This window comes from Bacillus sp. C28GYM-DRY-1 (genome assembly GCF_030519405.1).
GTDB classification, from domain to species: Bacteria; Bacillota; Bacilli; order Bacillales; family Bacillaceae; genus Bacillus; species Bacillus spizizenii_A.
The window spans coordinates 148,804-171,867 of sequence record NZ_JAUMKF010000001.1 but is presented as its reverse complement, the minus strand read 5'-3'; the positions used below and the strand labels follow the sequence as shown (position 1 = coordinate 171,867).

The window sequence follows — 23,064 nt, the reverse complement described above, 5'->3', positions numbered from 1 at the left end:
ATTAAGCCCTCCTCATTAAAAAAGAAGATAATTTCTCAATAAATGTCTGTTTGTCTTCTTTTTGTCTTGTTTCTTCTCTTTCAAACAAGGCGTCAGCTAAAAGACGGACTGACCGGCTGGCTTTTGCCTGAGGACTTTTTATGAAAAAAGGAACCTGTTCGACAACTGCTTTGCTCACGATCGCATCGTCAGAAACGGAACCGGCAAACTGAACCTGAGCATCTAAAAACATACGAATCGTGCGGGAAAGGCGGGTAAAAGCGTCTAGCCCTTCCTTTTGATCACGGCACCGATTGACAGCCACCTTCATGGAAAGTTTATTTTCTGTCAAAACCAAGTGCTTGACAGCGCTGTATGCGTCCATGATGGCCGTCGGTTCGGGAGTTGTTATGATCAAAATATCTTCTGCCGATAAAATAAAAGGCAGCTGATCTTTTGATAAGCCCGCTCCCATGTCAAACAGCACATAATCGAACTGGCTTAACGCATGAGAAAGCTCATTAGCAAAAAATGCCCATGTTCTCTGGTCCAGCTGAAACATTACATCCAGACCGGTTCCCCCTGGTATATACCGCAAACCCTTTGGTCCATTGGATAATGACTGCATCAAAGGCTTTCGATCGGTTAATACATCGATAATTGTCGCGGACGATGAGGTTCCCATTAATATATCAATGTTCCCCATCCCAATATCAAGATCAATAAGCAGTACCTTCTTACCTTTATCCTGCAGCGCAAGGGCCATGTTTAAAGTAATATTGGATTTGCCGACACCGCCCTTGCCGCTGATGACAGCAAGTGTCTTCGCTTTCTGTGAATAAACCATTGGCAGAACACGCTGACGCTTTTCCATTTTCGCCCGTAAAGTTGCTGCTTGGTCAAATCTGTTCATCTGCACAGCATCCTTACAAAATCAAGCGGAGATACAGTCTGTATATCCTCCGGCACATTCTGGCCATTCGTGATAAACCCGGCCCCTATTTTTGATTCTGCCAGTATATTAAATACAGAACCTAAGGAAGTAGTCTCATCTATTTTCGTAAAAATAAACTGATTGACAGGGACGGATGAAAACCGTTTGACAATATGCTTTATATCCTCATATTTTGCAGTCGCGGATAAAACGAGAAATGATTGAATGCTGCTCTCAAAAGGAATCGTTTCTTTCAATTCATCAATGTATTGCTGCTCCTTGAAGTTTCTTCCGGCTGTATCAATAAACACATGATCATACTCAGAAAATAACTCCTTCGCCTGCTGGAATTCTTCTTTTGTATAGCAAACTTCCAGAGGAGCCTGCAGCAGTTCAGCGTATGTTTTCAACTGTTCAACAGCTGCTATCCGATACGTATCTGTTGTAATAAAAGCGATTTTTTTCTGTTTTTCAAGCATAGATATGGCTGCGAGCTTAGCCAGCGTTGTTGTTTTTCCAGCCCCTGTTGAACCAAACAGCACGATATACTTTGAGTGTATAGGCTCCTGCCACTTGTCTGCTGAGGGCAGCGTATCGCATAGTATATCCTGAAGTTTATCGACCACGTTTTCTTCCGTCAGACCTCCCGCTTCCACAGAGCAGCGAAGCAATTTTTTCAGCGCGCTCGTCTTGGTCGACTCTTTAATCCCCGTTTCTTGCAGAAGCTTTTCTGCTTTTCGCAGCGGCTCAGGAAGTACAGATTGATAAGCTGAAAAATCAGCGGGCTCATGTTGTGACGGAATTTGAGCGGGATATGTCCTCTCCTCTTTTTCCGGACTGCTGAGAGGAGTTTTTAATGTTTGTTTCGGCTCATCTGCTTTCTGGAGCGTTTTATTCTCAAGAAAGCCCTGATCCAATACGGCAATGACTTCAACAGCAGGCTTGTTGATGAGCCCGAACCATTTTCGCTTTTTAATTTTTTTCGAATTTAATATGACCGCTTCATTACCTAACTCTTTTCTAATGAGAAGTGCCGCTTCTTGCATTGAAGCAGCAGTAAATTTTTTTATTTTCATTAAATATCCACCACTCCAATGCTTTGTACCTCAACATTCGCCTCTAATTCGTTATAAGAAAGTACCGGAAGATCAGGGAAGTATCGTTCCAGAAGCTGTTTCACATACATTCTGACAGGCGGCGAGCAGAGAAGAATCGCAGTTTCCTGACGTAATGAGAGCTGTTCGGCTTCTTTAGCAACAGAGCGCACAATACTTTCTGAAACATCTGGTTCAAGCGACAAATAATTCCCGTGTTCCGTTTGCTGCACACCATCTGCAATTGCCTTTTCTACACGCCCCGAACAGGTAACAACCTTCAATACTTCGTTTTCTCTGGCAAACTGGGCTGTAATTTGTTTAGCCAATGCCTGTCTTGTATACTCGGTCAAAAGATCTGAATCTGTTGTTAATTTTCCATAGTCGGCAAGGGTTTCAAAAATCGTTACTAAGTTTCGGATTGAAACTTTTTCTTTTAAAAGCTTAGCCAGCACCTTTTGAATATCACCGACAGACAACGGATTTGGCGTAACCTCTTCCACAAGGACTGGATACGTTTCTTTCAAGTGGTCAATAAGCTGTTTCGTCTCCTGTCTTCCGATCAATTCGTGGGCATACTGCTTAATTTTCTCCGTAATATGGGTCGAAACGACTGAAGCAGGATCGACAACTGTATAACCAAGCATGTCAGCTTCATCTTTTACCGATTCGCTAATCCATTTTGCCGGCAGTCCGAATGACGGTTCCACTGTTTCAATCCCTTCAATGAGATCGTCTTCAGGTGTAGGCGACATCGCTAAATAATGATCAAGCAACAGCTCGCCTTTTGCTACTTCGTTACCTTTAATTTTCAATCGGTATTCATTAGGCTGCAACGCTATATTGTCTCTGATGCGCACGACAGGAATGACAAGCCCGAGTTCCAGAGCCAACTGACGGCGTATCATGACAATTCGGTCTAATAGATCACCGCCTTGATTGGCATCAGCAAGAGGTATCAAACCATACCCAAACTCAAATTCTATTGGATCGATGTGCAGAAGCTGAACAACGCTTTCAGGGCTTTTAAGATCGTCAACCTCAGCCTCTTCCTCGAGAATCTCTTCCACTTCTTCTTTTTCCTTACCTGATTTAGATAGCATATAAGCGCCGAAAGCAAGTAGCCCTGCAAGCGGACCCGTCAGAAAAATGCCAATCGGAGTGAAAATACCAAGAAGCAAAATTGTAGATGCTGCGACGTATAAAAGCTTTGGATAAGCAAACAGCTGACCTGTAATGTCATGCCCTAAGTTTCCTTCAGAGGCAGCTCTTGTCACGACAATACCCGTAGCTGTAGAAATTAACAGCGCCGGAATTTGCGAAACAATTCCATCCCCTACAGTCAGCATCGTAAATTGTGAAGCGGCCTCTTGAATGGACATCCCCTGCTGAAGCATTCCGATCACGATACCAAAAAGAATATTGATTATCACAATGATGATCCCGGCTATTGCGTCACCTTTTACAAATTTACTGGCACCGTCCATTGCTCCATAAAAGTCTGCTTCTCTTGCCACTTTTTCGCGGCGGTGCTTCGCTTCCTGTTCGGTAATCATCCCTGCGTTTAAGTCAGCATCAATACTCATCTGCTTCCCTGGCATTGCGTCCAGCGTAAACCTTGCTGCAACCTCGGAAACACGTTCAGCGCCTTTCGTAATGACGATAAACTGAATAATAATGAGGATGATAAATACAACGAGTCCAACTAATACATTTCCGCCGACAACGAAATTTCCGAAAGTCTCGACGACTTTTCCTCCTTCACCATGTGAAAGAATAGAACGGGTAGTTGATACGTTCAAGCCCAAACGAAATAAGGTTAAAAGCAGCAACAGTGACGGGAAAATCGAAAACTGAAGCGCTTCTTGCATATTCATTGTGGTAAGAAGCACGATCAATGCAAGAGAAATATTAACAATGATTAAAATACTTAACAGCCATGGAGGAAATGGAATCACCAGCATCGCCACAATGAGGACAACACTTATTAAAACGGATAAATCTCTTGTTGACATGCTGTTTTTTCTCTCCTTCTAAATCGAAAAATTCAATATACTTTTTGTTTTGTTTTATATACGTAAGCCAGAATTTCTGCCAAGACTTTAAAAAATTCTTCCGGCACTGCCTGGTCAATTTCTACCTGGTCATATAACGCACGGGCAAGCGGTCTGTTTTCCACCATCATGACATCATGCTCTTTAGCAATTTTCCTGATTTTTAACGCCAGATGGTCGACACCTTTTGCAACAATATAAGGAGCGTCCATTTTTTCTTCATCATATTTCAGGGCAATCGCATAGTGGGTCGGGTTTGTGATAATGACATCAGCTTTGGGAACTTCTTGCATCATCCGCCTCATTGCCATTTCCCGCTGTCTTTGTTTAATTTTAGACTTGATAATCGGGTCTCCTTCAGATTTTTTGTACTCATCTTTTATATCCTGCTTTGACATTTTGATATTTTTCTCATAGTCAAATCTCTGATATAAATAGTCGAGACCAGCAAGTATCAACAAAGCCCCTGCACCGCTCAGCCCCATCCACAAGGTGAGTTTTGAAACAAAAGAAAGTGCCTCTTCGGGTGTCAGGAGCGGGAGCCGGAGAATTTCTCCATAGTGCAGCCAAAGCACAGCAAAAGCCGCAAAACCGACAACAGTGATTTTCAATATGGATTTAATTAGCTCTACAATCGCCCTCATACTGTATATTCGTTTAAAGCCTTTGATCGGGTCCAGCTTTTCAAGCTTGGGCTTTATCACTTCAGCAGAAAACAAGAACCCAACCTGCATATAGTTGCTGACGACCCCTGCGACAAGAGCGACAAGCATAATAGGTGCAAGCACAAAGGCAGTATCCTTTAATAAGCTGATAAACAGTGTATGAACATTTGATTCTGAGAGCTTCATTGTGAGCGACTCGGTATAAAATGTTTCTAAAAATGACAGCAGCCTGTCCCTCATAAACGGACCAATCGCAATGAGCGAAAGGAATATCACTAATAACGAAACGGCCGTATTGACATCTGCGCTTTTGGCAACCTGTCCTTTTTTTCGCGTATCCTTCCGTTTTTTCGGAGTAGCTTTCTCTGTCTTCTCTCCCGCAAAAAACTGCAGGTCAATTCTAAGGTTCATGAAGAAACACCAACCAATGCTAAAAGATTCCGCATCGTTTCAATCGTTAAACTGAAGACATTCCGCACAACGACGAACATAACAGACATACACACAATGAGCATGATGAAACTGATAGCGATCTTTAAAGGCAGACCGACCACAAATACATTTAATTGCGGAACAGATCGAGCCACGATACCTAATGCTAAATCAACAAGAAACAAACTAGCGACAACCGGCGCTGACATTTGAAAAGCAATAATAAACATCGCATTAAAGCTTTTTGCGATAAAATAAGCAAACTTTTCATCGCCGAAATTCGGAAATGCCTGATCAACTGAAATATACTGAAAGCTGTAGTAAATACCGTCCAGTAGTAAATGATGGGCATTGACACTCAGCATAAACAAAAGTGCCATCGTATAGATAAACTGGCCGATTAACGGACTTTGTGCACCTGTTTGAGGATCAATAACGTTCGCAATTGAAAATCCCATTTGAAAATCAATAAACGAGCCGGCAATCTGTACTGCAGCAATCATCATATAAGCAATTAAGCCTAGACAGAGGCCAACCAAAGCTTCTTTAAACGTCAAGAGCATATACTGCCCATCTATCTCCAAAGAGGGAGGTTTATCAATGGTGCTGAAACAAATGACCGCGAGAAAAAAAGCAAATCCAATACGATGAACTGCTGGAACATTTCGGTGTCCGAAAAGCGGAATCGTTACAAAAAAAGCAGAGATTCTAATAAAAACCAATAAAAAAGCAGGAAATAAGTCAATAATTGAATTCATCTCTACATTACCCTGCAAAACGGTTTAAATTAGAAAACAGCTCTGTTGTAAATGAAAGAATGGTGGACAGCATCCATGGACCAAAAAAAATCAGGGCCAGAAGAACCGCCACGATTTTCGGAATAAACGCCAAAGTCTGTTCCTGGATTTGAGTTGTCGCCTGAAATATGCTGACGATTAAACCGACCAGTAAAGCGATAGCCAATAATGGCCCGCTGATCATCAGCGTTACGTATACGGCTTTTTCCGCCATAGAAATTACAAATTCTGAACTCACGTTTAGCACCTACCCTAAAAGCTCTGAAGCAAAGATTTCACAATTAAATACCAGCCGTCTACTAAAACAAAAAGTAATATTTTAAAGGGCAGAGAAATCATAACTGGAGGGAGCATCATCATTCCCATAGACATTAAGACACTCGCCACTACCATATCTATAATTAAAAATGGGATAAAAATCATAAAACCTATTTGAAACGCTGTTTTGAGCTCCGATATGGCAAAAGCGGGAACCATTGTTGTTAGCGGAATATCTTTTAATGATTCGGGTTTATCCATTTTCGCGTAATTCATAAACAGCGCCAGATCCTTCTGCCTTGTGTGTTTACTCATAAATTCTTTAATCGGTTCCTCAGCTTTCGAATACGCTTCGTCCAAGCTGATTTTGTTGTCCATCAATGGGGTCAGCGCTTCTTTATTAATCTCTGAAAAAGTAGGAGCCATAATAAAGAACGTTAAAAACAGCGCAAGTCCGATAAGAACCTGGTTTGGCGGCATAGATTGCGTCGCCAGTGAAGTCCTGACAAATGACAGAACAATGACGATGCGAGTAAAACAAGTCATAAGAATCAATATTCCAGGCGCCACTGAAAATACAGTTAACAATAATAATAATTTAACAGTTGAACTTACGTTTTCCGGATCGCTTGAACTAAAAATATTTATAAACTCATTCATGATGACGTGGGCCTTTCTTCTTTCCTTCAGAACGGTTTTGTTTTAACTCTTCAAGCTGCTCTTTTAATGCTTTTGAAAATGAAGGCATCTTTTGCTGCGGCTGTTGTTCAGAGCCCTTAAGCGGCTTCACAAACTTTTGCCACTCTATTTTGCTTGACATTGCCTCTTCATGCTGGCTGAGAATCACTTCAATCTCTGTTTCATCCTCAATTTCTTTTAACAGCTGGATCGTCTCTCCTACTCCGACGACGAGCACGCTTTTTCCGACTTTAATCAATTGGATGGATCTGTTTTGGCCGACCGGTGTGCCGCCAATATTTTCAACATATTGAAAAGGCTTTAGAAGCCGATTTCTTTTGTTCATGAGCTTAACCAGACCGTAAATCAGCACGATAACAAACAGTAAAGCGAAAATCATTTTCACAAAATCAAAAGCTGAGACAGAAGGAGCAGCCGCTCCCTCCGTCTCATCAGCAATTTGTGTTGTTTTTTCTTCCTTTTGCTCTGACTTATCTGCAGTTTTTTCATCTTTCTTTTGAAACCATTCGTTTACAGTTGAATTATCAGAGTCTGCCGCGGCAGCAGCAATCGGATGTACACTGAATAAAATGAAAAAACTAATAAAAGCAATGAAATATTGACTCTTTTTCAACAGTCGTACACCCTTTAACTTAATGTTTTGTTGATTGCTTCAAGCACACGGTCTGCCTGGAAAGGTTTTACGATAAAATCCTTGGCGCCTGCCTGAATAGCATCGATAACCATTGATTGCTGTCCCATAGCCGAACACATAATGATTCTTGCCTGTGCATCAATCTGTTTAATTTCTTTTAATGCTGAAATACCGTCCATTTCTGGCATTGTAATATCCATAGTAACGAGGTCAGGGGAATGCTCTTTATATTTTTCTACTGCCTGTGCTCCATTTTCAGCTTCCGCTACTACTTCAAAACCGTTTTTCACCAAAATATCTTTAATCATCATTCGCATAAATGCTGCGTCGTCTACAATTAAAATTCTGTGTGCCATAATCTATCTCTCTCCTTGTGTTTCGTTATTTTAAATTATTAATGCGCTCTGCCTGGCTTAAAATGTCAGTGACTCTTACTCCGAAGTTTTCTTCAATGACAACGACCTCGCCTTTGGCAACGATACGCTGATTAACTAATATATCTACCGGCTCACCCGCTAATTTATCAAGCTCAATAATACTTCCGGCAGAAAGCTCCAAAATTTCTTTTACGCTTCTCTTCGTTCTGCCAAGCTCAACAGTAATCGAAAGCGGGATATCCAAAAGCATATCCAGATTGTTAATAGGAGCTTGCGAAGCCTCGTTTGGATCAAACGCGGAAAATTCAACCGGTGAAACCTGAACTGGGGCTGCTTTTTTCGGTGTTCCTTGCCTTTTTGGCGGCAGCTGCTGTTGCTGCTGTGGTTCAATACGCGGCTCTGGCGTCACAGGCTCTTTCGGCTGCTCATATGTAACATCAGGAGGCGGTATTGTATCTTCCTCTGCATTTCCTGTATTCATAAGGCTTGAAATTAAATCTTTCGCAAATGTCAGCGGGTAAAGCTGCATAATACTGGAGTCTATTAATTCTCCAACTTTTAAATTGAAAGAAACTTTCACCAGCATTTCATCATCCGGAATACGGTCAGTTCCCTTTTCTTCAGTGACATCGAGCAATTCAACCCGAGGCGGTGAAATATCAATTTTTTTACTGAATACAGTAGACATTGATGTAGCTGCCGATCCCATCATTTGGTTCATCGCTTCTTGAACCGCACTTAAATGGATTTCACCCAGTGAAGGGTCGGCGCCTTTTCCGTCTCCCCCAATCATTAAGTCAGCAATGATTGCCGCGTCATTTTGTTCCACGACCAGCAGGTTGCTGCCGCTGAAGCCCTCCGTATAATTTACTTCAATCGCTACATACGGTTCAGGAAACGCATCGCTGATTTTACTTTTAGGAATGACAGTTACGCTCGGAGTCGTAATATCGACCTTTTGATTTAAAAGCGTTGATAGTGCTGTCGCAGAACTGCCGAATGAAATATTTCCGATTTCACCGATCGCATCACGCTCCATTTCCGATAAGTCATGTACTTCCGGAACCTCTGGCTCATCCAGCGTGCTGCCTGTGCCGTTAAGAAGCGCGTCAATCTCATCTTGAGATAATCTATTATTCTCCATCTTGTTCACCTCTTATGTCGTGATCTAAAATTTGCACTGCCTGTTTTCGATTCACCCGGCCGGCTTGTCCTAAAAATTTCGGCTTATCTCCGACCAATACAGTAAGAGGATCCGTGACTGATTTGTCCAAAGTTATGCAGTCTCCGACTTCTAAACTTAAAAACTCTTCTATTGTCAGTTCAGATGTGCCGAGCTCGGCCACGACAGGTATTTGTGCTGTCATGATACGTTTTTCAAGCGACTTTGTTTCCTCAGGCTTTGGCTCATTTCTATCTGATTGCATCCAATAGTGGACTGAAAGCTTCGGTATGAGCGGCTCGAGGACGATATGCGGGATACAGAGATTTATGACACCGCTGATTTCACCGATTTGGGTATTGAGTGAGATCACCACGACTGTTTCATTAGGAGATACCATCTGAACGAATTGCGGATTCACTTCAAACTCAGTCATCTCCGGTTCAATATCAGCAATTGACTGCCAAGCTTCTTTATAATTTCCCAGTGCATTTTCAAATAAATTAGAAATGATTTTTGTTTCAATTTCTGTCAAACTGTCAACCTTATTATGACTGATTCCAATTCCGCCCATTACCCGATCCATCATCGTATATGCAATTGTCGGGTTAACCTCCATCATAATTCTGCCTTCCATCGGATGGACGTCAAACAGATTCAAAATCGTCATGTTTGGGATGGATCTGATAAATTCCTCATAAGGGACCTGGTCAACAGAGCTGACAGATATGTGAATATAGGTCCTGAGCTGAGCAGAAAAGTGAGTAGTAAGAAGTCTTGCAAAATTGTCATGAATTCTCGTTAGACTGCGGATCTGATCCTTGGAAAACCGCAGCGCACGTTTGAAATCATAAACTTTCACTTTCTTTTCTTTTTCTTCTTTTTTCAGCTCTTCAGCGTCCATTTCACCGGTTGATATGGCAGAAAGCAGCGCATCTATTTCATTTTGGGAGAGAACTTCTCCAGACATTTTCCTCACCTCCGTATTCTGTCAAATTATTGTTTATTGCAGATTAAAGGAGGTAATATACACTTTTTCTACTTTTCCTTCTTGGAGGTAGCTATTTAATTTTTCTTTTAGTTCCTTCTTAAAGGCTTCTTTTCCCTTGTCTCCCTCAATCTCATTAGCTTTCGTATCAGCCAGCTGTGATATGACAGCGTCCTTCACTTGAAAATCACGTTTTTCAAGTTCTTCTTTTGATTTATCAGAGTCAGTTTCAAGTTTAATAGCAAGCCGGATAATGTTATCAGACTTTAAATTTGTTGTGATCTCTTCTATTTCAACAGTAGATGCAACGATTTCATCAATACTTTTTTTTGCTTCACTTTTTTCTCCGGGCTTTCCGCCTAAAACAAAATAAGCCGCCGCCCCAAGAGCACCAATTACGATAAGAATAATTAGTAAAATGATCATTAGTTTTTTCTTCATTCCGGTTCCTCTATTCCTTGATCCATTGAAAATATTTGTATTTTTCGGTAGAAAGATGCGATCTTTCCCAGAACAGCTTCTTCATCTTCTTTTACTACAAACTTTTTACCGTTTGACAGAGTGATTGTAGTATCCGGAAAGCATTCAATCTGTTCAATAAATAGCGCATTCAGTGTAAAGGGCTGCCCATTTAAACGGGTTACTTTAATCATAAAACAGCGGAGAAGCGATTACTCGCCTCTCCTCCCTCCTTAACGTTTAAGGTTAACCAGCTCTTGAAGGATTTCATCCGATGTTGTAATAATCTTGGAGTTTGATTGGAACCCGCGCTGAGCAACAATCATTTCAGTAAACTCATCAGTTAAATCAACGTTAGACATTTCTAGAAATCCTGACTTCAAGGCACCTGTACCGCCGTCACCAGGCTGATTAGCTGCACTAGCAGTTCCAGAGTTCAAAGATTCACGATACAAGTTGCTTCCGATTTTATCTAACCCGTCACTGTTTGCAAAAGTAACAATCCCGATCTGTCCGCCATCTTGCGGTTTACCGCCAGCATCAACAATTGACACTTTTCCATCAGATCCGATACTAAAGCTTTGAGCATCTAGAGGAATATTTATTGTTCCTCCCGTCATATTTAACACATGGTAGCCATCACCAGTCACCAATGTTCCGGTATTATCTAAATAGAAGTTTCCGGCTCTTGTGTAAGCCGTTCCATCACCTGTATCGATTTGAAAATAACCGTCGCCGTCAATCGCTAAATCAAGCGTTCTTCCTGTGCTTTGTGTTGCGCTTGTTGAATGGATGGTATCAATTGTGCCAGATGATGAACCTAAACCGATCTGCTTAGAGTTAGTTCCCCCGATTGTCGCACCAGCAGCAGAACCGCCGGCAATCGTTTGACTTACCATATCTTTAAAGGTAACCCGGCTCTTTTTGAATCCCACTGTATTTACGTTGGCAATATTATTGCCGATAACATCAAGTTTTGTTTGAAAGTTTTTCATACCGCTGATTCCAGAATAAAGTGAACGTAACATAATATACTCCTCCAGGTGTTTTTATTTATAAGATTGTCCCACAGACATGACATTCGCCGGGCTGATCTCGGTCCCATCATCAAGAACGAGATAATAATTTCCTTTAGAATGTTTAACAGAACTTACTGTACCCGTTTTATCTGTTGCACTTTTACCATCAGTCCAAGATACTTCTTTTCCTATCCAATCAACATAAGTTGTAAACGGATCTTGGTTTTCAACGAATTTAGTCATCGTCGTATTCAGATTCATCATCTGTTCCAGGCTTGAAAAAGTCGCCATCTGGCTGATAAATTCTTTGTCATCAACCGGATTAAGCGGATCTTGGTTTTGAACTTGAGTCATTAATATTTTTAAAAACTCGTCTTTTCCCAGGTTGCTGTTGCTTGCAGTGGCAGTGCTGCTTGTTTTTTCAGGCAATTTATATTCTGAGCTTATTGATGTCATTCTTCTTCCTCCAATTCAAGCATTGACACTTCATCAAGCAAGTCTCCAAACTCGTTTGATTGCTTTTTCTGTCTTTCCTGTCTCTGCCCCTCCTGCTGCTGTTTCTGTTCATCAGAAAGCTGGCCGTATATCGGCTGATCTCCGCTTTGGACTGGGAGAGTAAACCGGTCAATTTGGACGGCCATATTCGGCAATGATTGCTTCAGCTGAGGCAAATGTTGTTCGAGCAACTCTTTTGCAGATTGGCTCGATGCAATGATTTTACTCTGGAATATTCCATTTTCATTTGTCAGCTTAATTGTGACAAATCCTAAATGTTCAGGGTTCAGCCGAATGGTGAAGCTTCCCGTCGATCTACCGAATGGCGTATATTTCATCTGCTTCCATGCATTGATCACTTGATCAGCCACTGTTTTTGTTTCGGGAGTCGGTAAATCAGATGACATTTGCTGCAGATCAAGTGCTTGAATTCCTCCTATGCCCCGGTGCCCTGAATATAGCATTTGGAGTCCTGATTTACTATCTACAGGCTGATTATCTCCAGATGCGTCCGATGCAACTTTGCTGGATAAACTTTGCGAAAGCGGTGCGAGGACACGCTTTTCAAAGTCTTGCAATGATTTGGATGATTTCGATAACAAGAAAGCTTTCAGCTGACTTTCAGCTAAATTCCATTCTTTACTCCCTTTTTGAGTGAGCATAGACATTTGTTCCAACAAGCTTTGAAAACTTTTCAGCTCTGACGCTGTCATCGAATAAAGTTTTGAGCTTGACTCATCTTTAGTGAATATTTGCTGTTTAAGATCCTGAATCAGCTGTTGAGATACACCCCTATTTTCTAATGCAGAAAGAAATTGATCTCCATTTTGATAAATGACATGAGCTTCATTGCCATTTCCGCGGTCAGACAGCTTATTCCCTTCTAGCAGCTGACTAATGAACATCTGGATAAGGACGAGTTCTTTAGCACTCTCAGATATTTCATTCTCTTCTGTATCAAACTTCAGTTCTCCATTAATGTCAGCAGCAGAATCATTGGCAGCCAGAGCCGTTTTACCTGCTGAAATGATTTTCTTCACTTCTGCAAGTAATTGATCCGTTCCGCCGGACATTTTTGATTCAACTGCTTGCAACAGATTCTTCAGCATTTGCTGAGCGGTTTCATCCAACTGCTTCCCTGTTAGTTTGCTTAGTGTTTGCAGAAGTTCCGCTTTTTGTTTGTCTTGTTCTTCATGACTTGCATGTAGCCAATCACTGATTTTTTTAAGCGCAGCTGCTAAAAGCCGATCACTGGAAGCAGGAGTTCCCTTTCCTTGTTCTGAGAGTTCCTTCAAACCAGCCTCAGACATAAGCCAGTTTTGAAAAACTCCCTGGTTGCTTTTCATAGTTTTAGCCGCAGTACCCGCTGTGGTTTTCAGCAAAGGTCCCGCAAATTCAAGCAGCTTCACCGTTAATTCCCCCTACTCTTGGCTGGCAGCAATTTTTTCTGTATAAGTTGCTGCTTGCTCAGGAGTCATTTTCGCCAATATGTCAGCAAGCTGCTTTTTGCTTAGGCCATTCAATATTTTAAGCGCTTCTTCCTCCTTTAATTGGGCAATAATTTTAGCAGCCTTTCCGCTGTCCATGCTTTTATATACACTGATCACTTTGTCATTTGCAGAAGAAGAATTCGAGCCTGAGGCATTTTCAGTCTTATCTTCTGCTGTCTTTTTTTGATCCTCCGCCGTCTTTTCAAGTGAACGGATCTTTTGATTGAGCCTGTCGATTTCTGATTTACTCGTTTCTAAATCTTTATTCAATATACTGATTTCACTTTTTTGATCCTTAATGGTCTTTTCCAGAGCTGCCGTATTACTGCTATCCTTGCTTGAAGATGTGTCTTTTTTATTTTCGGTTTCAGGAACCAGTTCTTTTAGAACCGGCGTTTTTGCCGCAGCTTCCTGTATCGGCTTTATAACATTGACACCAGCAGCCCAAAGAACAATCCCCCCTGTGATAAGAAGAAACATCAGCGGGAGAATAATGATAAGCAAAACCGAACGGAACTTACCTGATTCTTTCTTTTTGCCGGACATTACATTCGCTCCTAATGGCCTTGAATCATAAACTGCTTAATCGAAATATCATCCATTTCCTTCATCTCAGCAGCTTTGTCTTCAATAGCAAACATTTTAAACTGTTTTTCACGCATTTTTTCAAACTTTTTCACTTCAATATTTTTCTCTGTCAAAATTTCTTGTTTTTGATTCATTTGATTTCTTTTCATAATAACAAGCTTTTGATAGTGATAAATTGTATTTTCAAGATTTGAGACAAATTGCTGGTAATGCCTCATTTCTTGTACACTCATACCGCTTTTTAATTTCTTTTCCTTATCTTGTTCAAGCAATTCCTTTTTGCTCATATTCTCATATAATTTCTCAGCAACGTTTTCAAATTCAGAAACGGATTGCTGATATTCGGATAAGGATTGATCTTTCTCATTTTCTTTTAGTTCCAGCAGCTTCTGGAATCTAAATTGATAAGCCACGGTTATTCCTCATTTCCTGTCAAACTAGTTAATGAAGCAATACTGTCTTCTAATAATGCTGATTCGTCTGTTCCCTGTTTTAAAAATTGAATAAGTTGCGGATAAAATTGTATCGCTTCATCAATTTCTCTTGACGATCCTCTTTTGTAAGCTCCGATATTAATGAGATCTTCCGAATTTTGATATGTCGATAAAAGTTCACGGAATTTATTTGCTGCATCTAGGTGTTGCCTTGTCGATATGTTTGACATCACCCTGCTAATGCTTTTCAGTATATTAACTGCAGGAAACTGGCCTTTATTGGCAAGCGCCCTGTCCAATACAATATGTCCGTCTAAAATTCCGCGAACAGTGTCAGCAATCGGCTCATTCATGTCATCCCCGTCTACCAATACTGTATAAAACGCGGTAATGGTTCCGTGCTCATTTGCACCAGTTCGTTCTAATAAACGAGGTAAAACAGCGAACACAGAAGGTGTATAGCCTTTTGTCGTCGGAGGCTCTCCGGCGGCTAGTCCAATCTCACGCTGCGCCATTGCCACCCTTGTAACAGAATCCATCATAAACATGACATTTTGGCCTTTATCGCGGAAATACTCAGCAATTGCCGTTGCTGTATATGCCGCTTTCAATCTCATTAATGCTGGCTGATCTGAGGTGGCAACGACAACAATTGATCGTTTCAAGCCCTCATCCCCAAGATCTTTTTCAATAAACTCCCTAACCTCTCGCCCGCGTTCCCCAACAAGTGCAATGACGTTTAAGTCTGCCTCTGTCTGCTTGGCGATCATCCCCATTAATGTGCTTTTTCCGACACCGCTTCCTGCAAAAATGCCAATCCGCTGGCCTTTGCCGACTGTCAGCAAGCTGTCAATTGATCTGACTCCGACACCCATCTTTTCGCGGATAGGAGGCCGTTTCATCGGATTAGGTGGTGATTGCTCTGTCGATACAGGCGAAAGCCCTTTGGGCAAAAGCTTGCCGTCAAGCGGCTCTCCAAAAGCATCGATGACTTGTCCGATCAGTCCGGCTCCGACTTTAACCCGAAGAGATTCACCAGTGGCTTCTACAATGCTGCCGGGTGCAATGCTTGCAGCCTCTAAATAAGGCATAAGCAATATATTTTCTTCCTGGAAGCCGACAACCTCAGCTTTAATGACATTCCCAGATTGCCCTTTTGCATAAATCAGGCACACGTCGCCAATTGAGCTTGCAGGCCCTTTTGATTCAATCATCAGGCCGATCACCCGCTTGACTTTTCCGTATCGTTTATACGAGTCCGTCATTTCTATACAATCTATCAGACTCTGTATCTTCATTCAGCTGCCCCCGCTTCCAGCGCTGTCAGAAGTTTATCTTTCAATTGCATCAATTGTGTGTCAACACTCGCATCTATCCTGCCAAAAGGCGTTTCAATATAACAGGATCCTTTTTGAGCTTTTTCATCAGCATATATGCCAAGCCGGCATTCTTTATAAAGCAGCTGCTGGATTTCATCTTTTTGCTGAAAGACTGTCTCGTAGTAATATGGATCCACATATATTGATATATCGTCATATTCCTTTACTTCGTTTATAACCTGTTTCACTAGCAGGAGAAAAGCTTCTTTATCATCTGACTTTTGCTGCCAAACTTTTTTAGCTAGTGCAACGGCAAGCTCAACGATTTCTTCATTAGCGTCTTCAAGCTTATCCTCAACAGCTTTTCTGGACATTGCAGTTATGCTGTTTGCTTGGTCGATCAGCTCGCCATACTGTTGAAGCGCCTCAGCTTTTCCTAATGCCACACCTTGTTCAAAGCCCTCGGCTTTTGCTTCCTCAATAAGCTTCTGTTTTTCAGCCGCCCAATCATTTTTTTCCTGCTCAATTTGACGGCGAATAATTTCTATATGGCTGTTTGCCTGCTCCGAAATCCGGTCAGCTTCCGCTTTCACTCGGGCCATAAACGCTTCTGGGTTCTCGTCAGCCTGCAATAGGTGAGAATGGTCATTACGCACTTCTTTGACAGAGAGTTTTCTTCTTTCCTTTTGTGGAGAAAAAGATGATTCCTGTTTAATGATATTAGACAATAATATCGTCTCCTCCGCCTCTTGCTATCACAATTTCACCGGCTTCCTCAAGCTTTCTGACGATGCTTACAATTCTTGATTGTGCATCTTCTACATCTTTCAAGCGAACAGGGCCCATAAATTCCATTTCTTCTTTAAAGGTTTCTACCATACGCTGTGACATATTGCTGAATACAATTTCTTTGACTTCTTCGCTTGCAACCTTTAATGAAAGGAGCAGATCGTCGTTTTCAACATCGCGAATGACTCTCTGAATTGCGCGGTTATCAAGTGTAACAATATCTTCGAAGACAAACATCCGCTTTTTAATTTCTTCAGCAAGATCGGGATCCTGAATTTCCAATGAATCTAAGATCGTCTTCTCTGTTCCTCTGTCTACCCCGTTTAACACTTCAACAACAGCTTCAATTCCGCCTGTTTGAGTATAATCTTGAGTAAATGCAGAAGATAATTTTTGTTCCAGAATCCGTTCAACCTCATTAATAATTTCGGGTGATGTTCTGTCCATCACCGCGATTCTTCTCGCAACCTCAGCCTGTACTTCAGGATTCAGCTCGGATAAAATTTGCCCAGCTTGCACAGGATCCAAATAAGACAAGATTAAAGCCATCGTCTGCGGATGTTCTTGCTGTATAAAATTTAAAATTTGTTCGGGCTCCGCTTTTCTGGCAAAATCAAATGGTTTAACCTGCAAAGAAGAAGTCAGCCTGTTTAGAATGTTTTCCGCCTTATTCTCTCCAAGCGCCTTCTCAAGAACTTGTCTCGCATAGCTTAGGCCGCCTTGAGAGATATAGTCTTGCGCAATGGCTATATTATGAAATTCTTCTATAATTTCATCCTTTTTTTTATGATCGACACTTCGAACACCTGATATTTCCAGGGTAAGCCTTTCAATTTCTTCATCGGTTAAGTGCTTATATACAGAAGCTGACACATCTAACCCCAAGGAAATCATGAGAATGGCTGCTTTTTGTTTTCCTGTAAGCTTATCTTGATCACGTCTCGCCATTTCTAATTCCTCCTAATCCTCGGCCAGCCAGCTTCTCAGCAGTTTTGCAAAATCTTCCGGCTTGTCTTTCGCCATCTTTTCGAGCTGTTTTCGTCTGACTGTTTCCGCTGTTTCATTTTCCTCTTCATTGATATCAGGCAAATTGATTGGTTCTTGAGGAACTTCATACTCATATTCCTCAAATTCATCCTCTTGCGCCCGTTTCTTTCTGACAAGCATAATGATCAGAACAATGATCGCTGCGATTAAAACACCGCCTACGATATATGCCCACAGCGGGATACCTGAAGGTTTTTCCGTATTTGTATCCAAGTTGACTTTCCCGTCAAATGGCTGAACGGAAACGACAATTTTATTATTAATATCTTCATCAGAAAGGTTCTGGTTTTGTGTTGCATCCTTATCTAGTGATGTTCTGACTACAGTTGAAAGGATTTTTTGTATATCATCCTGTCTTTCTGTTGATAGCGACGCTGTATTTTTGGCGTCAGGCGGCTCTACCATTACTTGAATTCCTAAATCTCTGACCTTATACGGGCTTTCAGCGATTTCTTTATGGATTCGGTTAACCTCGTAATTGATTTTATTGCTGCTTTTTTCGTAGTTCCCACTGTTAGAATTCGCATCGGTTTCGGCATAACCTTGCGTATCTTCGTCGCCGGTTCCGGCAGTTCCACCGTTGGCAGCACCGTCACCTTGGTATGTTTCAGATACCTTTTCAGCGCTGACTGCAATGCCTTCCATGTTTTCTTTATCAACAGGTTCGACAATGTCTTCTGTGCGATTTTCTTTAGTAAAATCAATGTCTGCTGTAACGGAAACAACGACTTTATCTTGTCCCATCATTGTTCCAAGCAGTGACTGAACATGTTTTTGAATGTCCTTTTCGACTTGGGACTTAATTCCCTGCTGAGAAGAATAACTATCCGCGTAGGACCCTGCATCGCTGTCTGATTTGTCGTAGTATGTTGAGTTTTGATCCATGATGACGATGTTATCTTCTTTTAGGTTCGGTACACTTTTCGATACCAGATGATACAATCCGTTGATCTGGCTTTGTTCAAGTGTGTAGCCCGGCTCAATCTGAAGAACGATTGAAGCAGATGCTGCAGATTGCTCCTCACCGACAAACACAGCGTCTTTCGGGAGGTTAATCATTACTTTTGAATTTTTGATACCGTCCATTTCATTGATCAAATTTGACAGTTCCGTCTGTGTGGCTTTCACTTTCACCATATCAAACTCATTGTCTGTCAAACCAAAGCCGGCATTCTGCCCGAAAAATGAATAGTCAATAGATCCAGTTTTGGGGAGTCCTTCTGCAGCCATCTGCACTTTTAAAGAATCAACCTGATCTTCTGGAACACTAATGACTGTACCGCCATTCGAAAGTTCGTTTGGCACTTTTTTCGCATCCAGTTCTTCTTTGATTTGCCCTGCTTCTTCGGCAGACAAATCCTTGTATAGCGGCGCCATTTTAGAACTTGAAGCAAAAACACTAATAATAATTCCAATAATAATAATTGCCGCTAAAGCACTAATCATTAAAATCTTTTGTGGTTTAGATCTATTTTTCCAAAACTCACTCGTTTTGTTTTTCATTTGCATTAGAGTACGATTCATGTTAACCCCCGGTCATTCCACTCTTTCTCTTAATCGTCAGACCCCCTACATTTGCATTCTCATAATCTCCTGATAAGCTTCCACAGCTTTATTTCGGAACTCTGTTGCTGCAGTTAGAGAGATGCTTGCTTTTTGAGCGGCGATCATGACCTCATCAAGATTTACATCTTTTCCTGCAGCTAAGGCATTCGTCATGTTGTCAGAAGCTACTTGGGACTCATTTAAAGAACTAATAGAGTTTTTTAAAAGCTCCGAAAAGCTTGTTTGATTTGAAGAATCTGTTTTTTGGCTATTGTTTACTTGATTTTTTGCATTTTGAGTGTTTTGAGTATTTTGAACCTGAAAAGGAGAAATTGCATTAATCACATTCATTCACCTTACTTTCCGATTTCTAACGCCTTCATCAGCATTCCCTTTGTGGCATTCATCGCTGTGACATTCGCCTCATATGATCTTGTGCTGCTGACAAGGTCAACCATTTCTTTCAACGGATCAACATTAGGCTTTTGTACATATCCTTCAGCGTTTGCATCAGGGTCTGTCGGATCATAGACAAGATTAAATGCTGAATCATCTTCCGTAATTTTAGAAACTTTTACACCGTTTCCAGCATTGCCGCTTCCGCTCATTTGAGAATTGAGAATGGAAGAGAACGATTCACCTTTTGACTGAAGGGAGACCATTTTTCTTCTGTAAGGCACCCACTCTCCGTTCACCTGCTGAGCTCTTGTCGTATCCATATTTGCCAAATTAGAAGATACAACGTCCATTCTGACTCGCTGAGCTGTTAAAGCAGATGCTGAAACATTTAAGCTATGAAAGGCTGTCATCATTTCCCTCCTGTTAATACGGTCTTCAGCGAATTAAATTTACCGTTCATTCTTTCAACTAAAGCTTGATAGTTGATTTGATTTTGTGCCAATTCTGTCATCTCTTTGTCAACGTCAACATTGTTTCCGTTTTGCTGATACGATGTATCTCCGCTCGTTACAATTGAATAATTCGAATCAGTAACGGAAAAATCAACATGACGATAGTCTGTTTTTATCGCTTCAAGACGAGAGGATTCTTGATCTAATAAATTTTGGAAAGAGACTTTTTTCGCCTTATAGTTCGGTGTATCTATATTGGCGATATTATTAGTTATGACTTTTTGCTTAATATTAGCTCTGCCCAAGGCATTTTCAAGATTATGTATCGTTCCAGAAAATAAGCTCAAATCCACTTACCTCCATTTCAGTTTTTTTCACCCTCAATATCCTTGTCGAGAATTGTAAAACTATATGCTTATTGTAAGAAATAACAGGCATAAAGTCTATGAAGATCGTGTAAAAAAATGTCCTCACAATTATCTATTTTATAAATAGGTATATAGTCCTAGATTGTTAGAACTACATTTTCCACTTTAATATAAGCCTGAAAATAGCAGAATTTCTGTTTTTTTTATATTATTTCTGTAATATTTAAGTCTTTTTAAAGAAATTTTTGAGATTAATTAAAATTACTACAAAGAAAGACTTTCAACCCAGGAAATAAAGTTTATTGATTTCCTATATTTGAAATAAAAAAGAACCCCTTAAAAGGGGGTTCTTTGCGATTAATGAGATTTTAGATTTTCTAATTCGATTAGGAATTTATTGTTTAGGACTTTGATATAAGTACCTTTCATTCCTAATGATCTTGACTCGATAACACCCGCGCTTTCCAGCTTTCTGAGTGCATTCACAATAACAGAACGGGTAATCCCGACGCGGTCAGCGATTTTACTTGCAACGAGAAGACCTTCGTTTCCGTCAAGCTCTTCAAAAATGTGCTCAATTGCTTCAAGTTCACTGTAAGAAAGAGAACTGATAGCCATTTGAACGACAGCTTTGCTTCTTGCTTCCTCTTCGATTTCTTCTGCTTTTTCTCTCAGGATCTCCATACCGACAACTGTAGCGCCGTATTCAGCGAGAATTAAGTCATCGTCATTAAATTGATCCTGTAACCGTGAAAGAATAAGTGTTCCTAATCTTTCTCCGCCTCCAATGATCGGTACGATTGTTGTTAAACCAGCTTGAAACAGGTCTCTGTTCTCAACAGGAAAAGCAGTATATTCACTATTAATGTCCAAGTTAGAAGATGTTTCAGGGACGTTAAACAGATTTTTCGTATATTCTTCAGGGAATTGACGATCCTCAAGCATTTTTTTCATACGATCATTTTCAATTTGCTGGTTAATAGAATATCCAAGGAGTTTGCCTCTGCGGCTTACAACGAAAATATTGGAATCAATTACATCCCGTAGCGTCTCCGCCATTTCCTTGAAGTTTACCGGTTTCCCTGCCGCAGCTTGCAGCATGGAGTTAATAATTCGTGTTTTTTGTAATAAAGCCATGATAAATAATCCTCCTAAACGTTCCTCTTATTAAATTTTTCACAAAATAAATTGACTTAAATCTTTGTTTTTTGCTATCGTTCCGAGCTTTTCTTCGACATACTGTGGTGTAATCGTTATTTTCTCCATTGTTACGTCAGGAGCTTCAAACGACAGATCTTCTAATAAGCGTTCAAGTATTGTATGAAGGCGTCTCGCACCGATATTATCTGTGTCCTGGTTCACATGATAAGCAACTTCAGCAATCTTATGAATAGCTTCGTCAGAAAATTCAAGAGATATACCTTCTGTCTGCAATAATGCCTGATATTGTTTCAGCAGTGCATTATCCGGCTCTACCAAAATTCTCACGAAGTCGTCCACCGTGAGTTTGCTCAGTTCTACACGAATCGGGAAACGCCCCTGCAGTTCAGGAATCAAATCAGACGGTTTGGCCATATGAAACGCCCCTGCTGCAATAAATAACACATGATCTGTTTTTACAGAACCATATTTAGTGACAATGGTAGAACCCTCAACGATTGGGAGAATGTCCCGCTGAACGCCTTCTCTAGATACATCGGCAGAAGATGACGCGCCGCCGTTTTTTGCAATTTTATCAATCTCGTCAATAAAGATAATACCGCTCTCTTCTGCTCTCTGAACAGCTTCCTGGCTGACTTCATCCATATCGATGAGTTTGCTTGCTTCTTCATTCGTCAGGACTTTTCGGGCTTCTCTGACTGTCATTTTGCGCCGTTTCTTTTTCTTTGGCATTAATCCGCTCAGCGCATCCTGCATATTCATGCCCATCTGCTCCATACCCGAGCCCTGCAGCATGTCAAACATAGAAGGCTGCTGCTCTTCGACTTCTATTGTAACATAGTGGTCTTCGAGCTCTCCTAAAGCCAGCTGATGCGCCATGCGTTTTCTTTTTTCTTCAATGTTTGCTTCTTCCTGGCTCTCCGCCTCATCTTCGCCGTTCGGCTGGCTGCCGCCAAAAAACATTTCAAACGGATTTTTAACGCCTGATTGTTTTTTCTTCCCAGGAACTAACAGACGAACAATGCGTTTGTTTGCATTCTCTTCTGCCTGCTCCTTTACTTCATTCATTTTCTCTTCTTTTATAAGCCGAACAGACGTTTCCACAAGGTCTCTGACCATTGATTCAACATCTCTGCCTACATAGCCGACTTCAGTAAATTTTGTGGCTTCAATCTTGATAAATGGCGCACCTGAAAGCTTGGCGATTCGTCTTGCAATTTCAGTTTTTCCAACGCCAGTAGGCCCCATCATTAAAATGTTTTTCGGAACGACCTCGTCCTTCAGCTTTTCATCCAGAAGACTTCTTCTATAGCGGTTTCTTAATGCCACGGCGACAGCTTTTTTCGCATTTTGCTGACCGACAATATATTGGTCTAACCGATCTACAATCTGTCTTGGTGTTAACGGTTGTTTTTCCATGCGCCTC

Annotated in this window: 27 protein-coding genes; all 27 read right to left on the bottom strand. The window is 41.1% G+C overall.

Annotated elements, in window-relative coordinates; all coding sequences use genetic code 11:
- Window position 1: 1 nt before the first annotated feature.
- A complete protein-coding gene (gene flhG, locus Q3W56_RS00870; RefSeq protein WP_302894179.1) occupies window positions 2–898 on the bottom strand; it encodes a flagellum location/number ATPase FlhG in 897 nt (298 codons plus the stop codon).
- Window positions 889–1,989, bottom strand: coding sequence for a flagellar biosynthesis GTPase FlhF (flhF, locus tag Q3W56_RS00865; RefSeq protein ID WP_302894178.1), 1,101 nt, complete (start codon window positions 1,987–1,989; stop codon window positions 889–891). Before flhF ends, flhG begins: the two co-directional genes overlap by 10 nt.
- Window positions 1,989–4,022 carry a flagellar biosynthesis protein FlhA gene (flhA, locus tag Q3W56_RS00860; RefSeq protein WP_302894177.1) on the bottom strand — a complete coding sequence of 678 codons (2,034 nt, stop codon included), beginning with the start codon at window positions 4,020–4,022 and terminating at the stop codon, window positions 1,989–1,991. Before flhA ends, flhF begins: the two co-directional genes overlap by 1 nt.
- A 32-nt stretch (window positions 4,023–4,054) precedes the next feature.
- On the bottom strand, window positions 4,055–5,137 hold the full coding sequence (gene flhB, locus Q3W56_RS00855) for a flagellar biosynthesis protein FlhB (protein ID WP_019714418.1): 1,083 nt from the start codon (window positions 5,135–5,137) through the stop codon (window positions 4,055–4,057).
- On the bottom strand, window positions 5,134–5,916 hold the full coding sequence (gene fliR, locus Q3W56_RS00850; protein WP_268400208.1) for a flagellar biosynthetic protein FliR: 783 nt from the start codon (window positions 5,914–5,916) through the stop codon (window positions 5,134–5,136). Before fliR ends, flhB begins: the two co-directional genes overlap by 4 nt.
- A 7-nt stretch (window positions 5,917–5,923) precedes the next feature.
- Complete coding sequence (gene fliQ, locus Q3W56_RS00845) at window positions 5,924–6,193, bottom strand: flagellar biosynthesis protein FliQ (RefSeq protein ID WP_003220888.1); 270 nt, start codon at window positions 6,191–6,193, stop codon at window positions 5,924–5,926.
- A 14-nt stretch (window positions 6,194–6,207) separates the two neighbouring features.
- The gene (fliP, locus tag Q3W56_RS00840; protein WP_003220886.1) at window positions 6,208–6,873 is read right to left on the bottom strand and encodes a flagellar type III secretion system pore protein FliP; all 666 of its coding nucleotides are present in this window, start codon (window positions 6,871–6,873) and stop codon (window positions 6,208–6,210) included.
- Window positions 6,866–7,525 (bottom strand): flagella biosynthesis regulatory protein FliZ, encoded by a 660-nt coding sequence (gene fliZ, locus Q3W56_RS00835; protein WP_302894176.1) that lies wholly within the window; start codon window positions 7,523–7,525, stop codon window positions 6,866–6,868. The genes fliP and fliZ overlap by 8 nt, the downstream gene beginning before the upstream one ends.
- A 14-nt stretch (window positions 7,526–7,539) precedes the next feature.
- Window positions 7,540–7,902, bottom strand: coding sequence for a chemotaxis protein CheY (gene cheY / locus Q3W56_RS00830; protein ID WP_003220882.1), 363 nt, complete (start codon window positions 7,900–7,902; stop codon window positions 7,540–7,542).
- Between the two features lie 25 nt (window positions 7,903–7,927).
- Entirely contained in the window at window positions 7,928–9,067 is a 1,140-nt protein-coding gene (fliY, locus tag Q3W56_RS00825) for a flagellar motor switch phosphatase FliY (protein WP_302894175.1), read from the bottom strand.
- Window positions 9,057–10,055 (bottom strand): flagellar motor switch protein FliM, encoded by a 999-nt coding sequence (gene fliM, locus Q3W56_RS00820; RefSeq protein WP_003220879.1) that lies wholly within the window; start codon window positions 10,053–10,055, stop codon window positions 9,057–9,059. The genes fliY and fliM overlap by 11 nt, the downstream gene beginning before the upstream one ends.
- Before the next feature lie 33 nt (window positions 10,056–10,088).
- Window positions 10,089–10,514: a flagellar basal body-associated protein FliL gene (gene fliL, locus Q3W56_RS00815; protein WP_302894174.1), complete on the bottom strand. Its 426-nt coding sequence runs from the start codon at window positions 10,512–10,514 to the stop codon at window positions 10,089–10,091.
- Window positions 10,511–10,726, bottom strand: a complete 216-nt coding sequence (swrD, locus tag Q3W56_RS00810; protein WP_302894173.1) for a swarming motility protein SwrD — start codon at window positions 10,724–10,726, stop codon at window positions 10,511–10,513. The genes fliL and swrD overlap by 4 nt, the downstream gene beginning before the upstream one ends.
- A gap of 39 nt (window positions 10,727–10,765) precedes the next feature.
- Entirely contained in the window at window positions 10,766–11,560 is a 795-nt protein-coding gene (flgG, locus tag Q3W56_RS00805) for a flagellar basal body rod protein FlgG (protein ID WP_302894172.1), read from the bottom strand.
- 21 nt (window positions 11,561–11,581) lie between these two features.
- Window positions 11,582–12,007, bottom strand: a complete 426-nt coding sequence (flgD, locus tag Q3W56_RS00800; protein ID WP_019714412.1) for a flagellar hook assembly protein FlgD — start codon at window positions 12,005–12,007, stop codon at window positions 11,582–11,584.
- Window positions 12,004–13,455 carry a flagellar hook-length control protein FliK gene (locus Q3W56_RS00795; protein ID WP_302894171.1) on the bottom strand — a complete coding sequence of 484 codons (1,452 nt, stop codon included), beginning with the start codon at window positions 13,453–13,455 and terminating at the stop codon, window positions 12,004–12,006. Before Q3W56_RS00795 ends, flgD begins: the two co-directional genes overlap by 4 nt.
- A gap of 12 nt (window positions 13,456–13,467) precedes the next feature.
- Window positions 13,468–14,082 carry a MotE family protein gene (locus Q3W56_RS00790; RefSeq protein WP_302894170.1) on the bottom strand — a complete coding sequence of 205 codons (615 nt, stop codon included), beginning with the start codon at window positions 14,080–14,082 and terminating at the stop codon, window positions 13,468–13,470.
- Window positions 14,083–14,093: 11 nt separating this feature from the next.
- Window positions 14,094–14,537 (bottom strand): flagellar export protein FliJ, encoded by a 444-nt coding sequence (gene fliJ / locus Q3W56_RS00785; protein ID WP_003220866.1) that lies wholly within the window; start codon window positions 14,535–14,537, stop codon window positions 14,094–14,096.
- A 2-nt stretch (window positions 14,538–14,539) separates the two neighbouring features.
- A complete protein-coding gene (gene fliI, locus Q3W56_RS00780; RefSeq protein WP_019714409.1) occupies window positions 14,540–15,856 on the bottom strand; it encodes a flagellar protein export ATPase FliI in 1,317 nt (438 codons plus the stop codon).
- Window positions 15,853–16,605: a flagellar assembly protein FliH gene (fliH, locus tag Q3W56_RS00775; protein ID WP_302894169.1), complete on the bottom strand. Its 753-nt coding sequence runs from the start codon at window positions 16,603–16,605 to the stop codon at window positions 15,853–15,855. Before fliH ends, fliI begins: the two co-directional genes overlap by 4 nt.
- Window positions 16,598–17,614, bottom strand: coding sequence for a flagellar motor switch protein FliG (gene fliG, locus Q3W56_RS00770; protein ID WP_302894168.1), 1,017 nt, complete (start codon window positions 17,612–17,614; stop codon window positions 16,598–16,600). The genes fliH and fliG overlap by 8 nt, the downstream gene beginning before the upstream one ends.
- Before the next feature lie 12 nt (window positions 17,615–17,626).
- Window positions 17,627–19,237 (bottom strand): flagellar basal-body MS-ring/collar protein FliF, encoded by a 1,611-nt coding sequence (gene fliF / locus Q3W56_RS00765; RefSeq protein ID WP_302894167.1) that lies wholly within the window; start codon window positions 19,235–19,237, stop codon window positions 17,627–17,629.
- 45 nt (window positions 19,238–19,282) lie between these two features.
- Entirely contained in the window at window positions 19,283–19,603 is a 321-nt protein-coding gene (gene fliE / locus Q3W56_RS00760) for a flagellar hook-basal body complex protein FliE (RefSeq protein ID WP_302894166.1), read from the bottom strand.
- 11 nt (window positions 19,604–19,614) lie between these two features.
- On the bottom strand, window positions 19,615–20,067 hold the full coding sequence (gene flgC / locus Q3W56_RS00755; RefSeq protein WP_019714405.1) for a flagellar basal body rod protein FlgC: 453 nt from the start codon (window positions 20,065–20,067) through the stop codon (window positions 19,615–19,617).
- On the bottom strand, window positions 20,067–20,456 hold the full coding sequence (gene flgB, locus Q3W56_RS00750; RefSeq protein ID WP_302894165.1) for a flagellar basal body rod protein FlgB: 390 nt from the start codon (window positions 20,454–20,456) through the stop codon (window positions 20,067–20,069). The genes flgC and flgB overlap by 1 nt, the downstream gene beginning before the upstream one ends.
- A 378-nt stretch (window positions 20,457–20,834) precedes the next feature.
- Window positions 20,835–21,614, bottom strand: a complete 780-nt coding sequence (codY, locus tag Q3W56_RS00745) for a GTP-sensing pleiotropic transcriptional regulator CodY (RefSeq protein WP_003220850.1) — start codon at window positions 21,612–21,614, stop codon at window positions 20,835–20,837.
- A gap of 39 nt (window positions 21,615–21,653) precedes the next feature.
- Window positions 21,654–23,057, bottom strand: coding sequence for an ATP-dependent protease ATPase subunit HslU (gene hslU / locus Q3W56_RS00740; protein ID WP_483298513.1), 1,404 nt, complete (start codon window positions 23,055–23,057; stop codon window positions 21,654–21,656).
- Between the last annotated feature and the right edge of the window lie 7 nt (window positions 23,058–23,064).

Bases quoted from the DNA above. Each gene is read 5' to 3' on its own strand.
- fliF (WP_302894167.1), bottom strand. From the start codon at position 19,237: ATGAATCGTACTCTAATGCAAATGAAAAACAAAACGAGTGAGTTTTGG.
- fliG (WP_302894168.1), bottom strand. From the start codon at position 17,614: ATGGCGAGACGTGATCAAGATAAGCTTACAGGAAAACAAAAAGCAGCC.
- fliP (WP_003220886.1), bottom strand. From the start codon at position 6,873: ATGAATGAGTTTATAAATATTTTTAGTTCAAGCGATCCGGAAAACGTA.
- flhF (WP_302894178.1), bottom strand. From the start codon at position 1,989: ATGAAAATAAAAAAATTTACTGCTGCTTCAATGCAAGAAGCGGCACTT.
- hslU (WP_483298513.1), bottom strand. From the start codon at position 23,057: ATGGAAAAACAACCGTTAACACCAAGACAGATTGTAGATCGGTTAGAC.
- codY (WP_003220850.1), bottom strand. From the start codon at position 21,614: ATGGCTTTATTACAAAAAACACGAATTATTAACTCCATGCTGCAAGCT.
- flgD (WP_019714412.1), bottom strand. From the start codon at position 12,007: ATGACATCAATAAGCTCAGAATATAAATTGCCTGAAAAAACAAGCAGC.
- fliL (WP_302894174.1), bottom strand. From the start codon at position 10,514: ATGAAGAAAAAACTAATGATCATTTTACTAATTATTCTTATCGTAATT.
- fliI (WP_019714409.1), bottom strand. From the start codon at position 15,856: ATGAAGATACAGAGTCTGATAGATTGTATAGAAATGACGGACTCGTAT.
- fliM (WP_003220879.1), bottom strand. From the start codon at position 10,055: ATGTCTGGAGAAGTTCTCTCCCAAAATGAAATAGATGCGCTGCTTTCT.
- flhB (WP_019714418.1), bottom strand. From the start codon at position 5,137: ATGAACCTTAGAATTGACCTGCAGTTTTTTGCGGGAGAGAAGACAGAG.
- flgC (WP_019714405.1), bottom strand. From the start codon at position 20,067: ATGACAGCCTTTCATAGCTTAAATGTTTCAGCATCTGCTTTAACAGCT.
- cheY (WP_003220882.1), bottom strand. From the start codon at position 7,902: ATGGCACACAGAATTTTAATTGTAGACGACGCAGCATTTATGCGAATG.
- swrD (WP_302894173.1), bottom strand. From the start codon at position 10,726: ATGATTAAAGTAACCCGTTTAAATGGGCAGCCCTTTACACTGAATGCG.
- fliY (WP_302894175.1), bottom strand. From the start codon at position 9,067: ATGGAGAATAATAGATTATCTCAAGATGAGATTGACGCGCTTCTTAAC.
- flgG (WP_302894172.1), bottom strand. From the start codon at position 11,560: ATGTTACGTTCACTTTATTCTGGAATCAGCGGTATGAAAAACTTTCAA.
- Q3W56_RS00790 (WP_302894170.1), bottom strand. From the start codon at position 14,082: ATGTCCGGCAAAAAGAAAGAATCAGGTAAGTTCCGTTCGGTTTTGCTT.
- fliR (WP_268400208.1), bottom strand. From the start codon at position 5,916: ATGAATTCAATTATTGACTTATTTCCTGCTTTTTTATTGGTTTTTATT.
- flhA (WP_302894177.1), bottom strand. From the start codon at position 4,022: ATGTCAACAAGAGATTTATCCGTTTTAATAAGTGTTGTCCTCATTGTG.